Source organism: Kitasatospora sp. NPDC004745 (genome assembly GCF_042873275.1).
Classification (GTDB): domain Bacteria; phylum Actinomycetota; class Actinomycetes; order Streptomycetales; family Streptomycetaceae; genus Kitasatospora.
In genome coordinates, this window is the sequence record NZ_JBIALK010000012.1 from 136,137 (window position 1) to 149,710 (window position 13,574).

General features: G+C 70.0%; 14 protein-coding genes. All 14 read right to left on the reverse strand.

Annotated features, from left to right (window positions below; genetic code table 11):
- Positions 1–77 precede the first annotated feature (77 nt).
- A complete protein-coding gene (locus ACFYUY_RS20775) occupies positions 78–461 on the reverse strand; it encodes a F0F1 ATP synthase subunit epsilon (protein WP_360204611.1) in 384 nt (127 codons plus the stop codon).
- A gap of 184 nt (positions 462–645) precedes the next feature.
- Positions 646–2,091: a F0F1 ATP synthase subunit beta gene (atpD, locus tag ACFYUY_RS20780; protein WP_360204608.1), complete on the reverse strand. Its 1,446-nt coding sequence runs from the start codon at positions 2,089–2,091 to the stop codon at positions 646–648.
- A 2-nt stretch (positions 2,092–2,093) separates the two neighbouring features.
- Positions 2,094–2,996: a F0F1 ATP synthase subunit gamma gene (locus ACFYUY_RS20785; RefSeq protein ID WP_360204606.1), complete on the reverse strand. Its 903-nt coding sequence runs from the start codon at positions 2,994–2,996 to the stop codon at positions 2,094–2,096.
- A gap of 32 nt (positions 2,997–3,028) precedes the next feature.
- The gene (gene atpA / locus ACFYUY_RS20790) at positions 3,029–4,603 is read right to left on the reverse strand and encodes a F0F1 ATP synthase subunit alpha (protein WP_360204603.1); all 1,575 of its coding nucleotides are present in this window, start codon (positions 4,601–4,603) and stop codon (positions 3,029–3,031) included.
- Positions 4,604–4,759: 156 nt separating this feature from the next.
- Positions 4,760–5,575 carry a F0F1 ATP synthase subunit delta gene (locus tag ACFYUY_RS20795; RefSeq protein ID WP_360204600.1) on the reverse strand — a complete coding sequence of 272 codons (816 nt, stop codon included), beginning with the start codon at positions 5,573–5,575 and terminating at the stop codon, positions 4,760–4,762.
- Positions 5,572–6,132 carry a F0F1 ATP synthase subunit B gene (locus ACFYUY_RS20800; RefSeq protein WP_329927974.1) on the reverse strand — a complete coding sequence of 187 codons (561 nt, stop codon included), beginning with the start codon at positions 6,130–6,132 and terminating at the stop codon, positions 5,572–5,574. Before ACFYUY_RS20800 ends, ACFYUY_RS20795 begins: the two co-directional genes overlap by 4 nt.
- Before the next feature lie 33 nt (positions 6,133–6,165).
- Positions 6,166–6,402 (reverse strand): ATP synthase F0 subunit C, encoded by a 237-nt coding sequence (atpE, locus tag ACFYUY_RS20805; RefSeq protein ID WP_030282059.1) that lies wholly within the window; start codon positions 6,400–6,402, stop codon positions 6,166–6,168.
- 93 nt (positions 6,403–6,495) lie between these two features.
- The gene (atpB, locus tag ACFYUY_RS20810; protein ID WP_360204597.1) at positions 6,496–7,311 is read right to left on the reverse strand and encodes a F0F1 ATP synthase subunit A; all 816 of its coding nucleotides are present in this window, start codon (positions 7,309–7,311) and stop codon (positions 6,496–6,498) included.
- 285 nt (positions 7,312–7,596) lie between these two features.
- Positions 7,597–8,040, reverse strand: a complete 444-nt coding sequence (locus ACFYUY_RS20815) for a hypothetical protein (RefSeq protein WP_360204594.1) — start codon at positions 8,038–8,040, stop codon at positions 7,597–7,599.
- A 296-nt stretch (positions 8,041–8,336) separates the two neighbouring features.
- Positions 8,337–9,626: an MraY family glycosyltransferase gene (locus ACFYUY_RS20820; protein ID WP_360204592.1), complete on the reverse strand. Its 1,290-nt coding sequence runs from the start codon at positions 9,624–9,626 to the stop codon at positions 8,337–8,339.
- A gap of 175 nt (positions 9,627–9,801) precedes the next feature.
- Positions 9,802–11,082 (reverse strand): serine hydroxymethyltransferase, encoded by a 1,281-nt coding sequence (glyA, locus tag ACFYUY_RS20825; RefSeq protein WP_387902258.1) that lies wholly within the window; start codon positions 11,080–11,082, stop codon positions 9,802–9,804.
- Between the two features lie 160 nt (positions 11,083–11,242).
- Positions 11,243–11,884 (reverse strand): protein-tyrosine-phosphatase, encoded by a 642-nt coding sequence (locus ACFYUY_RS20830; protein ID WP_360204860.1) that lies wholly within the window; start codon positions 11,882–11,884, stop codon positions 11,243–11,245.
- 32 nt (positions 11,885–11,916) lie between these two features.
- The gene (locus ACFYUY_RS20835; RefSeq protein WP_360204586.1) at positions 11,917–12,564 is read right to left on the reverse strand and encodes an L-threonylcarbamoyladenylate synthase; all 648 of its coding nucleotides are present in this window, start codon (positions 12,562–12,564) and stop codon (positions 11,917–11,919) included.
- A 126-nt stretch (positions 12,565–12,690) separates the two neighbouring features.
- Positions 12,691–13,557: a peptide chain release factor N(5)-glutamine methyltransferase gene (gene prmC / locus ACFYUY_RS20840; protein ID WP_360204583.1), complete on the reverse strand. Its 867-nt coding sequence runs from the start codon at positions 13,555–13,557 to the stop codon at positions 12,691–12,693.
- Positions 13,558–13,574: the final 17 nt, after the last annotated feature.

Genomic DNA, 13,574 nt, shown 5'->3' on the forward strand with positions numbered 1-13,574 from the left:
CGACGACAGTCCCGGGGTCACGCTCACGCGTCCCCGGGACCGTCGGTCGACCCCGCTGAAACCGGGGTCCGGCGTACTCAGACGTGCGCCTTGAGGCCGTTCGCCGCGAACAGCCGGACCTCGGCGCGACGCTCGGCGTGCGCGTCCAGGTCGGACTTGGCCTGCTCCAGTGCACGCTCGGCACGCGCGACGTCGATCTCGTCCGCCAGCTCGGCGATCTCCGCGAGCAGAGACAGCTTGTTGTCGGCGAAGGAGATGAAGCCGCCGTGCACAGCGGCGATGACGGTGCCGCCGTCCACCGTGCGGATGGTGACCGGACCGGTCTCCAGCACGCTCAGCACCGGGGTGTGGCCCGGCATGATGCCGGTGTCACCGGAGGCCGTACGGGCGACGACGATGGTGGCCGCACCGGACCACACCTTGCGGTCGGCTGCGACCAGCTCGACGTGCAGCTCAGCCAACGTGGGCTCCTAGGCTCATGCAACCCCCGATTACTCGGGAGTTTCGGTAAGAATAACGGCCCCGCACCTCCGGCATGAAACCGGCGGCGCGGATTTGACCGGAATCACAGCCGATGCGACGCGAGGGGTGGGCCCCAGACTCGGGGGCCACCCCTCACGGTCACTCGGCTGCTACCGGCCGCGACTACTTCTTCGCCAGCTCGGCGGCGTTCTTCTCGAGGTCCTCGATGCCACCGCACATGAAGAAGGCCTGCTCCGGGACGGAGTCGTACTTGCCGTCCGCGATCGCGTTGAACGCCTCGATGGTCTCCGACAGCGGAACGGTCGAGCCGTCGACGCCGGTGAACTGCTTCGCCACGTAGGTGTTCTGCGAGAGGAAGCGCTCGATGCGACGGGCGCGGTGCACCGTGATCTTGTCTTCCTCGGACAGCTCGTCCATACCGAGGATGGCGATGATGTCCTGCAGGTCCTTGTACTTCTGCAGGATCCCCTTGACGCGGACGGCCGTGTCGTAGTGGGTCTGCGCGATGTACCGCGGGTCGAGGATGCGGGACGTGGAGTCCAGCGGGTCGACGGCCGGGTAGATGCCCTTCTCCGAGATCGGGCGCGACAGAACGGTCGTCGCGTCCAGGTGGGCGAAGGTGGTGGCCGGGGCCGGGTCGGTCAGGTCGTCCGCGGGGACGTAGATCGCCTGCATCGAGGTGATCGAGTGACCGCGGGTCGAGGTGATGCGCTCCTGCAGGAGGCCCATCTCGTCGGCCAGGTTCGGCTGGTAGCCCACCGCGGAGGGCATGCGGCCGAGCAGGGTCGACACCTCGGAACCGGCCTGGGTGAACCGGAAGATGTTGTCGATGAAGAGGAGCACGTCCTGCTTCTCGACGTCACGGAAGTACTCCGCCATGGTCAGCGCGGAGAGCGCGACGCGCAGACGGGTGCCCGGCGGCTCGTCCATCTGGCCGAAGACCAGCGCGGTCTTGTCCAGAACGCCCGAGTCGACCATCTCGTGGATGAGGTCGTTGCCCTCACGGGTGCGCTCGCCGACGCCGGCGAACACGGAGACACCACCGAAGTTCTCGGCGACGCGGTAGATCATCTCCTGGATCAGAACGGTCTTGCCGACACCGGCACCACCGAACAGACCGATCTTGCCACCCTGGACGTACGGGGTGAGCAGGTCGATGACCTTGATGCCGGTCTCGAACATCTCGGTCTTCGACTCGAGCTCGGCGAAGTTCGGGGCCTTGCGGTGGATCGGCCAGCGAACCTCGACCTGCGAGTCGAACTCCGCCTTGTCGACGTTCAGCACCTCACCGAGGGCGTTGAAGACCTTGCCCTTGGTGATCTGGCCGACGGGGACGGAGATCGCCGCACCGGTGTCGGACACCTGCGCGCCGCGGACCAGGCCGTCGGTCGGCTGCATCGAGATGCCGCGGACCAGGCCGTCGCCGAGGTGCTGGGCGACCTCGAGGGTGAGGGTCTTCTTGCCCGAGCCGTCGGGGTTGTCCACCTCGACGTGCAGGGCGTTGAACATGTCCGGAATAGCGTCGACGGGGAACTCCACGTCGACGACCGGGCCGATGACCCGCGCGACGCGGCCCGTCGCCGTGGTCGGCTCAACAGTGGTAGTCATACTCATTCGCTCCCGCGGCTAGCGTCAGCGAGGGCGTTGGCCCCGCCGACGATCTCGCTGATTTCCTGGGTGATCTCGGCCTGACGGGCCGAGTTGGCAAGCCGCGTGAGCGACTTGATGAGCTCGCCGGCGTTGTCGGTCGCGCTCTTCATCGCACGCCGTCGCGCGGCGTGCTCGGAGGCGGCCGACTGCAGGAGAGCGCTGTAGATCCGGCTCTCGACGTACCGCGGGAGGAGCGCGTCCAGGACGCCCTCCGCCGACGGTTCGAAGTCGTACAGCGGGAAGATCTCCGGCTTGGCCGACTGCTGGACCTCGTCCAGCTTCAGCGGCAGCAGCCGCGCCTCGACCGCGGTCTGCGTGAGCATCGACTCGAACTCGGTCGAGACGAGGTGGATCTCGTCCACACCGCCGGTCTCGGCGGTGAAGGCCGCGATCAGCTCGGCCGCGACGGCCTTCGCGTCACCGTAGCTCGGCTTGTCCGAGAAGCCCGTCCACGACTGGCCCACCGCGAGGTCGCGGAAGGTGTAGTACGACAGACCCTTCCGGCCGATGATGTAGGTCACCACGTCCTTGCCCTCGCCGCGCAGGCGCTCGGTGAGCACCATGGAGGCCTTGATGGCGTTGGACGAGTAACCGCCGGCCAGGCCGCGGTCCGCCGTGATCAGCAGGACGGCGGCGCGCGAGGCCGAGGGGTTCTCGGTGGTGAGCGGGTGCTTGGCGTTGGACCGGGTGGCCACCGCCGTCACCGCCCGGGTGAGCTCGTCGGCGTACGGAGTGGAGGCGGCCACCGCGCGCTGCGCCTTACCGATGCGCGCCGCGGAGATCATCTCCATCGCCTTGGTGATCTTCTTCGTCGCGGTGACAGAGCGGATCCGGCGCTTGTAGACCCGAAGCTGTGCTCCCATGGGTCGTTACGTCCTTTCCCTCGTTACCGGACTCAGGCCTGCTCGCCGAGGAGCTTGCCGTCGGCGGTGGTGAAGCCCTGCTTGAAGGCGGCGATCGCGCTGGTGAGAGCGTCGATGGTGCCGTCCTCCAGCTTGCTGGTCTCGACGATGCCGGCCAGCAGGTCCTTGTGCTGCAGGCGCAGGTGGTCCAGGAACTCGCGCTCGAAGCGGCGGATGTCCGCGACCGGGACGTCGTCCAGCTTGCCGGTGGTGCCGGCCCAGATGGAGACGACCTGCTCCTCGACCGGGAACGGCTGGTACTGGCCCTGCTTCAGCAGCTCGACCATGCGCGCACCGCGCTCCAGCTGGGCCTTGGAGGCCGCGTCCAGGTCGGAGCCGAAGCCGGCGAAGGCCTCGAGCTCGCGGTACTGGGCCAGGTCCAGGCGCAGGCGGCCGGCGACCGACTTCATGGCCTTGATCTGGGCCGAGCCACCGACGCGGGAGACCGAGATGCCGACGTTCACGGCCGGGCGGATGCCGGCGTTGAACAGGTCGGACTCCAGGAAGCACTGGCCGTCGGTGATGGAGATGACGTTGGTCGGGATGTACGCCGAGACGTCGTTGGCCTTGGTCTCGATGATCGGCAGACCGGTCATCGAGCCCGCGCCCAGCTCGTCGGAGAGCTTCGCGCAGCGCTCCAGCAGGCGGGAGTGCAGGTAGAAGACGTCACCCGGGTAGGCCTCGCGGCCCGGCGGGCGGCGCAGCAGCAGGGAGACGGAGCGGTAGGCCTCGGCCTGCTTCGACAGGTCGTCGAAGATGATCAGGACGTGCTTGCCGTCGTACATCCACTCCTGGCCGATGGCCGAACCGGTGTACGGGGCGAGGTACTTGAAGCCGGCCGGGTCGGAGGCGGGAGCAGCCACGATGGTGGTGTACTCCAGCGCGCCGGCCTCCTCCAGGGCGCCGCGGACGGACGCGATGGTGGAGCCCTTCTGGCCCACGGCGACGTAGATGCAGCGGACCTGCTTCTTCGGGTCGCCCGAGCGCCAGTTGTCGCGCTGGTTGATGATCGTGTCGATCGCCACCGCGGTCTTGCCGGTCTGGCGGTCGCCGATGATCAGCTGACGCTGGCCACGGCCGATCGGGGTCATCGCGTCGATGGCCTTGATGCCGGTCTGCATCGGCTCGTGGACCGACTTGCGGACCATGACGCCGGGGGCCTGCAGCTCCAGGGCACGGCGGCCGGTGGAGGCGATGTCGCCCAGGCCGTCGATCGGGTTGCCCAGCGGGTCCACGACGCGGCCGAGGTAGCCGTCGCCGACCGGAACCGAGAGGACCTCGCCCGTGCGGCGCACGGTCTGGCCCTCTTCGATGCCACCGAACTCACCGAGGATGACGACACCGATCTCACGGGTGTCGAGGTTCAGCGCGAGGCCGAGCGTGCCGTCCTCGAACTTCAGCAGCTCGTTCGCCATGACCGAGGGCAGGCCCTCGACATGCGCGATGCCGTCCGCTGCGTCAGTGACCGTGCCGACCTCTTCCACAGAAGCGGCGTCCGGCTGGTACGACTGGACAAAGTCGGCCAGCGCGTCCCGGATCTCCTCCGGACGGATCGTAAGCTCCGCCATCAGGCTTCCCTGCTCTCCTAGTTTGCGATCCTCGGCCCGCCATTGAGGGCCGCAAGTATTCGACTCTCGGCCGGGTCTGCCGAACCGGCCGTCCGATGTGCCGGCTCCTGGGGGAACCGGTTTCCCGACCGAGGGTCGGATGTACTGCTTCGGTGCTCAGCCTTCGAGCGACTGGCGAGCGCCTTCGAGGCGGCTCGACACGGTGCCTTCGATGATCTCGTCGCCGATCTGCACCCGGACGCCGCCGACGACCTCGGGGTCGACGTCGATGTTCAGGTGGACCTGGCGGCCGTACATCCGGCCCAGAGCACCGGACAGGCGCTCCTTCTGGGTGTCCGACAGCGGCACCGCGGTGGTGACCAGGGCCACCACGCGGCCGCGGCGAGCGGCGGCGAGCTTGGAGTAGGACTCCAGGCCCTGCTCCAGGCTACGACCACGCGGCGCGTTGACGAGGGCCGTGACGAGTCGCACGGTGCCCGCGTGGGCGCGGCCGCCGAGCAGCTTGCCGATCAGCTCCGCCTTGGCGACGGCACCGGCCTTCGGCTCGGTCAGCGCGGCGCGCAGCTCGTGCGAGCCGCTCACCACCCGGCCGAACCGGAACAGCTCGTCCTCGACGTCGTCCAGGGCGCCGGCCTTGTCCGCACCGATGATCTCCGCGTACGCGGCGAGCTGCTCGGTGGCGTCGACCAGGTCGCGCGAGCCCGACCAGCGGGACCGGGCCAGGCCGGACACGAGGTCGACGGTCTCGCCGGAGACCTGGCCGGTCAGCAGCGAGGAGACCAGCTGGGCCTTGTCCTGGCCGGACCGGGACGGGTCGGTCAGGACACGGCGCAGCGACACCTCACGGTCCAGCAGGGCCGTGACGGCGGTGAGCTCCTCGGCGAGCTTGGCCGCGTCCACCGAGGTGGAGTCGGTCAGGCTCTCCAGGTTCTGCCGGCCGGCGGCGAGGGCCTCACGGCTGGCGCCGATCACTTGGCCGCACCCTGAGCAACGGCGGCCTTGGCCTCCAGCTCGTCCAGGAAGCGGTCGATCACGCCGCTCTGCCGGGCGTGGTCCTCGAGGGACTCACCCACGATGCGGGAGGCCAGCTGGGAGGCCAGCGAACCCACGTCCTGGCGCAGGGCGGCAGTCGCCTGCTTCTTGTCAGCCTCGATCTGGGCGTGACCGGCGGCGACGATGGCCTCGCGCTGGCGCTGGCCCTCCTCGCGCATCTCGGCGAGCTGGGCGGCACCCTGCTCGCGAGCCTGCTCGACGATGCGGGCAGCCTCGTGGCGCGCCTCGGCGAGCTCGGCGCGGTACTGCTCAAGCAGGGCCTGCGCCTCTGCCTGGGCGGCCTCGGCGCGCTCCATCCCGCCCTCGATCGCGTCCCGGCGCTCCGACAGCACCTTCTCGATGCTGGGGAGGAGCTTCTTGCCGAGCAGACCGAAGACGATGAAGAAGCAGAGCAGGCCGATGATGATCTCGGGCCACGCGGGGAGGAGAGGGTTCATCTTCTCCTCGGCCGCGAGCTGGACGATCGCCATGCTCATATCTGGACCTTCCTCAGAAAGGGTCTACGGCGATTACTTGTTGCCGAAGACGAACGGCATGACGATGCCGATGAGGGCGAGCGCCTCGGTCAGCGCGAAGCCGATGAACATGTTGGAGCGGATGAGACCGGCGGCCTCGGGCTGACGGGCCATGGCCTGGACACCGTTACCGAAGATGAGACCGACGCCGATGCCGGGGCCGATGGCGGCGAGGCCGTAGCCGATCGAGGCGACGGAACCGTAGACAGTGCCCTCAGCGAGGATGCTCATTGACGTTGTCCTTTGCAGGGTGGTGAACCGGTGGTGATTGGCCACCGGGCGATCCGGGAGGTTGGTTCAGGGGTGGGGCCGAGGCCCCCTGGCTCAGTGCGACTCTTCGAGGGCACCGGCGATGTAGCTGCTGGCCAGCATCACGAAGATGTAGGCCTGCAGGAACTGGACCAGCAGCTCGAAGGCGGTCAGCGCGACGGCGACGACGAACGAGGCCGAGCCGTACAGCGCGCCCAGGGTCGGGCTGAGCAGGTACCAGGAGGCGATGGAGAACATCACGATCAGCAGGTGGCCGGCGAACATGTTCGCGAAGGCTCGGACCGCGAGCGTGAAGGGGCGCACGAAGATGTTCGAGAAGAACTCGATCGGCACCAGGATGAACATGACCCAGCCGGGGATGCCCGAGGGCCAGCAGAGGTTCTTGAAGCCGCCGACGAAGCCGTGCTTCTTGAAGGTCAGCGTCATGTAGGTGATCCACACGACGCCGGCGAGACCCGCCGGGAACGCGATCGCCGCCGTCACGGGGAACTGCGCGAACGGGATGATCGACATGATGTTCATCAGCCAGATGAAGAAGAACATCGAGACCAGCATCGGGACGTACTTCTCGCCCTTCTTGCCGATCGTCTCCAGCACGATGGAGCGCTTGACGAAGTCGTAGCCGATCTCGGCGACGAGCTGCATCTTGCCGGGGACCAGGCGCGGCTTGGCGAACGCGGCCCAGAAGAAGACGACGACAAGCACTGCGACGATCATCGACAGCAGCATCGGCTTGTTGAAGTAGAAGCTGCCGATCGAGAAGATCGGCTTGAAGTCGAACTCGTTCAGGCCAGGAGCCGGGAAGCCGCAGCCGGCGTCCCCGAAGTGGCAACTGCCTGAGGCGAGGTACGTGAGCTTTTCAGCACTCACCACGGACTCCTTCGTCGTGACGCATGGTTACGGCAACCTCGGTGTGTCGGCGCGGCCTGCGGCCACGGTGCGGCACTGGAACTTGATGGGTTTCTCGCCGACCCCGTCCGGCAGTGCGCTGCACCGCTGCGGGATCATCGAAGACTGCGCGGGTCCGGGGGGCGATCCGTCCACTGTCCGGACAGACCTGGCCGCTTCCCGTACTCCGTTGTTGCGACGGACGATAGCAGTCCGTCAGTGCGGCATAAACACCGCCCCCCTCGTTGGGGGGACAGTGAGGCCTCGTCACTGTTGACGCCCGGAGTCGGAGGGCTTGTCGCCCTTGTTTTCCGAGGCGTCGGGGTCCACGTAGAAGGTCTTGGCCTTCAGCGCGCCGCGCACCTGGAACCCCGTCCAGATCAACGCGCAGCCGAGCAGTGTGAAGGCGAAGGCCTGCCGGTTGAAGAGGTCGGTGTCCTTGAACACCGCGAGGACGATGCCGACCAGCAGGATCTGCGTGGTGTACACCAGGAGCGCCGCGGCCATCATGATCTGCGGGTTCGACCTGGTCAGCCGGTCGAGCGCGATCTGGCCCGAGCTGAAGAAGGCCATCACCAGCAGTACGCCGAAGAGGGCTCCGAGCAAACCCTTCCCACCGGCGACGGCGAAGGAGATCGCCATGGCGATGATCCCGGCGACCGCAGTGGGAATCGCGGCGCCTCGGAGGATCCGGGCGTCGGTGGACGGCATGTCGGCAGCTCCGGCGGCATGTCGATGTGGCGGGGGACGGGGCACAGAAGGTGGTGGGTGACACCGACCGAGAGGCCGCCGCCCGGGCCGCCCGCTGCGGCGGGCCCGTCGAGGGAGGCCGACAGGGACGGAAGGCATCCACCTGTCAGGTCTTTCGGCGTGTTCTCGGTACTCGTGAACGGTATCACAAACTATTTGATGAGAGCTTTACCATGAATGTGTGGTACCTGTCACACCGACGGCCCAACCGTGCCGCCGAACGGGTGAGGCCGTTTGACCTAACGTCAACTCGCTTGCTACCGGCGGCCGGTGGTCCGGTCCTGGGTGCCGAGCGCCGAGGCGCCCCGGCCCGCGTCCTGGCCGGCTTCACCGAGAAGTTGCTTGTCCTTGGCCGACAGTTCAGCCATCGGGGCGGACTGCTGGCGGCGGTAGCGGGGCGGGACGAAGGACTGCACGGCCTTCGGCGCGCGCGGCCGGAACCGCGGCGTCAGCAGCACGACCAGGCCGACCAGGCAGAGCCCGGCGAGCGTCAGCACCACGGTGCGACCGGTGTTGGTCACCGAGAAGGCCACCGTGCCGAAGGCGATCAGCGCGGCCCAGAAGTACATGATCAGCACCGCACGGCTGTGCGAGTGCCCGACCTGCAGCAGCCGGTGGTGCAGGTGGCGCTTGTCCGCGGCGAACGGCGACTGGCCGGCCCAGGTGCGGCGGACCACGGCGAGCAGCAGGTCGGCCAGCGGCAGCGCGATGACCGTCAGCGGCAGCAGCAGCGGGATGTAGATCGGCACCAGGGCGTGCACGGTGGCGGTCTGCGAACCGGTCTCGCTGGTGATCAGGTCCGGGTCGACGCGGCCGGTGATGGAGATCGCGGCGACGGCCAGCATCAGGCCCAGCATCATCGAGCCGGAGTCGCCCATGAAGATCCGCGCGGGGTGCATGTTGTGCGCCAGGAAGCCCAGGCACATGCCGATCAGCAGCACGCTGAACAGCACCGCGGGGGCCGCGTCGGTGATCGTGTAGCCGTACCAGAGGCGGTAGCTGTACAGGAAGAACGCGATCGCGGCGATGCAGACCATGCCGCCGGCCAGGCCGTCGAGGCCGTCGATGAAGTTGACCGCGTTGACCATGACGACGACCAGGGTGACCGAGATGACCATGCCCTGGGTGGGGCTCACCGCGACGGCGCCGACGCCGGGCACCGGGAGGGTGATCACCGTGACGCCCTGCCAGACCATCACACCGGCGGCGATCATCTGGCCGCCGAGCTTGACCAGCGCGTCCACGCCCCACTTGTCGTCGAGCACGCCGAGCAGCCACATGATCCCGGCGCCGGACAGCAGGGCCCGGATGTCGGTGCCCTGGGAGAACACCTTGCTCAGGTTGTCCAGCTGCGAGGCGACCAGGATGCCCGCGCAGAGACCGCCGAACATGGCGATCCCGCCGAGCCGCGGGGTGGGCTCGCGGTGCACGTCACGGGCGCGCACGGGCGGCATCGCGCCGGCCGCGATGGCGAACTTCCGGACCGGGCCGGTCAGCAGGTAGGTGACGGCGGCGGTGCAGAACAGCACCAGCAGATACTCACGCACCACTGGCCTCCTGCATCACTGTCCGACGGGAAGGTACCGAAGGTACTCCCCTGCCTGTCCGGGTTTCGAGGTGCGTCGCCACGGCACACACCTTATTGAGTCGGACGCCTCGGGCGTGCATCGCGGTTCGCCCTCCCGGGTAGGAGATCTCGATGCCCGCGGCCGCCCGGGCCGCTCACGGCCGGTCGGCGAAGGCCAGCGCGAGCTCCCGGACCCGTTCCGCCACCGGCACGACCGTTCCGTCCACGAGCAACCGTGCGATCAGCCGGGCGACCTCGGCGAGTTCGGCCTCGCCCATCCCCTGGCTGGTCACCGTGCCGGTGCCCAGCCGGATGCCGGACGCCTCGGCGGCGGGCGCCGGGTCGTACGGCAGTGCGCACTTGCCGAGCAGCAGCCCGGCCGCCGCGCAGCGCCGCTCGGCCTCCGCGCCGGTGACGCCCAGCGGGCTCACGTCCACCGTCACCAGGTGGGTGTCGGTGCCGCCGGTCAGCGGGCGTGCACCGGCCTCCGCGAGCCCTGCCGCCAGCACCCGCGCCCCCGCCACCGTCCGGTGCGCGTAGGCCCGGTAGCCGGGCGTGGACGCCTCCGCGAGGGCCACCGCCTTGCCCGCCACCTCGTTCATCGCCGCGCCGCCCTGGCTGAACGGGAACACCGCCCGGTCGATCCGCTCGGCCAGCTCCGCGGTGGACAGCAGCAGACCCCCGCGCGGGCCCCGCAGCAGCTTGTGGGTGGCCGCCACGGTGACGTCCGCGTACGGCACCGGTGAGGGCGCCACGCCGGCCGCGACCAGGCCGGTGGTCTGCGCCGCGGAGGCGATCAGGTAGGCGTCCACCTCGTCGGCGATCTGCCGGAACGCCGCCCAGTCCGGGTGCCGCGGGTAGGAGATCGAACCGGCCACGATCGCCTTCGGACGGTGCCGGCGGGCCAGGTCGCGCACCTGGTCGAGGTCGATCAGGCCGTCGGCCTCGCGCACGCCGTACCCGGTGAAGGCGAACCAGCGGCCGGAGAAGTTCGCGCGCGAGCCGCAGCTCAGGTGGCCGCCGTGCTCCAGCGACATCGCCAGCACCCCGTCGCCGGGCCGCAGCAGCGCCGCGTAGGCCGCCAGCATCGCCGAAGTCGCCGACCGGGGCTGGACGTTGGCGTGCGGGGCGGCGAACAGCTGGCGGGCCCGGTCGATCGCCAGCAGCTCGGCGGCGTCCGCGAGGGCGCAGCCGGTGTGGTGCCGGCGGCCCGGGTAGCCCTCGGCGTACTTGTCGATCAACGGCCCGGTCAGCGCCGCCAGGACGGCCGGGGAGGTCAGGTTCTCGCCCGCCAGCAGCTGGATCGACTCGGCCCGTCGTTCGGCCTCGGCCGCCAGCAGGTCGGCCAGCTGCGGATCCGCCCGGTGCAGCGCCTCGGACGCCCAGGGGCGCCCGCTCGTCGCTCTCGGACCGGTCGGGGCGTCGGTGACGGTCATGGCGGGGCTCCCGGGCCGCGTGGGGGCGCCTCCCGGCGCGCGGGCCGGGAAGGATCGATTCCTCCAGCGTAGGACCGGCCCGGCCGGGTGGCGCGCCGACGCGGGGCCATTCGGCGCCTTCGTTCCGGCGGTCGCCCGGGTGGTCGCCCCGGGCGGGGGCTCAGCGCAGCGCGGACACGCCGGTGAGTGCGGTGACCACCGGGTCGACGGCGTGGAATATCTCCTCGCCGCAGTTGCGGAACATGCCGATCGGCGCCCCGTACGGGTCCTCCAGCTCGTCCGACTCCGGGGTCGCGGCCAGCAGCCAGCCGCGCAGTGCGGCGGCGGCCCGGACCAGGGCGCGGGCGCGCTCGGTGACGTCGGCGCCGCGCCGCGGGTCGGGCAGGGTGCCCGGGTCTATCGTCCGGACCAGGCGGGTGAACTCCTTCAGCGTGAAGGTCCGCAGGCCCGCCTCGTGCCCCATCGAGATCACCTGCGCCCGGTGGTCGAGCGTCGCGGTGAGGACCAGGTCGGCCTCCACGACGTGCTCGTCCAGCAGCTCGCGACCGGTGAAACCGCCGCTGTCGGCGCCGTACTCGTCCAGGACGGTCGCCGCGTGGTCCTCCATCGGCGCGCCGACGTGGCCCCAGGTGCCGGCGCTCTCCACCAGGATCCGCCCGGCCACCCGCGGGCTGAGCCGGGTGTCCAGCTCACGCCGGGTGAGCCGCTCGGCGATCGGCGAGCGGCAGATGTTCCCGGTGCAGACGAACAGGATCCGGAAGTGGTCCAGCGGCCTGGGGCCCACGGCCAGGTACGGTGCTATGCCCGGCCCGGCGTGGAGCGAGGCGGTCGGCGTCAACTGCCGGCCTCCAGGTCGGGGACGACCTCCCTCAGCTGCTCGACGCTGATCGCGCCCGCCCGCAGCAGGACCGGGACCTTGCCCGTGACGTCGACGATGGACGAGGCGGTGGCGTGGTCCGCCTGCCCGCCGTCCAGGTAGACCGAGATGGCGTCGCCGAGCTGCGCCTGCGCCTCGTCGCAGGTCGCCGGGGACGGACCGCCGGTCTTGTTGGCGCTGGAGACGGCCAGCGGGCCGGTGGCGTTCAGCAGCTCGATGGCGACCGGGTGCAGCGGCATCCGGACGGCGACGGTGCCGCGGGTCTCGCCGAGGTCCCAGCGCAGCGAGGGCTGGTGCTTGGCGACCAGGGTGAGCCCGCCCGGCCAGAACGCGTCGACCAGCTCCCAGGCCTGCTCGGAGAAGTCGGTGACCAGGCCGTGCAGGGTGGTCGGCGAGCCGACCAGCACCGGCGAGGGCATGTTGCGGCCGCGGCCCTTGGCGGCCAGCAGCTCGCCGACGGCCTCCGGGGAGAAGGCGTCCGCGCCGACCCCGTACAGGGTGTCGGTCGGCAGCACGACGAGTTCGCCGCGGCGGATGGCGGATGCGGCCTCGCGCAGGCCGGTGGCACGGTCCCCGGCGTCGGCACAGTCGTAGCGGCGGCTCATCGGTGCGGTCCCCTTCCGGAACGGCTCATCACAGCGGTCACAGCACGGCCTCGTGCACGGCGGTCCGGCACGGTGCCGGACCGCCCAGCACGACGCCCTGCGGGCGGTCGTACGGTGCCGGACGGTTCACAGCGAGGCCCTTCGGGCCGTCGTGAAGCGCGGCCGGTTGTTCAGGTCGCGGTGGTCGGCGGTGTCCGTCCACCCGCGTTCCTCGTTGAAGATCCACGGCACCTGGCCGCCCTGCTGGTCGGCGTGCTCGACCACCACCGCGCCGCCCGGGCGCAGCAGCCGGGCGGCCACCCGCTCGATGCCGCGGATGGTGTCCAGGCCGTCCTCGCCGGAGAACAGCGACATCTGCGGGTCGTGGTCGCGGGCCTCCGGCGCGACGTACTCCCACTCGGTGAGCGGGATGTACGGCGGGTTGGAGATGACCAGGTCGAAGCGGCCGTCCCAGGAGCGGTCGTCGGCGAAGGCCAGGGTGGCGTCACCGGCGTGCAGGGTGACCCGGGCCCGGTCCGGGCTGGCCTCGATGTTGCGCCGGGTGTACTGCAGCGCGCCCTCGTCGAGTTCGAAGGCGTGCACGGTCGAGCGCGGCAGCTCCTGGGCCAGGGCGAGCGCGATGGCGCCGGAGCCGGAGCACAGGTCGACGACCAGCGGCTCGGCGACGTCCATGTCGCGGACGGCGTCTATGGCCCACTCGACGACCGTCTCGGTCTCCGGCCGGGGCACGAAGACCCCGGGGCCGACCTCGAGCTCCAGGTAGCGGAAGAACGCCCGCCCGGTGATGTGCTGGAGCGGCTCGCGCGCCTCGCGGCGGGAGACGGCCTCCCAGTAGCGGGCGTCGAAGTCCGCGTCCTGCACGGTGTGCAACTGGCTGCGCTTGACGTCGTGGACGTAGGCGGCGAGTTCCTCCGCGTCGAAGCGCGGCGACGGCACGCCGGCCGCGGCCAACCGCTGGGTGGCCTGGGCCACCTCGGCGAGCAGCAGGTTCATCCGTACGACCTCTTGTT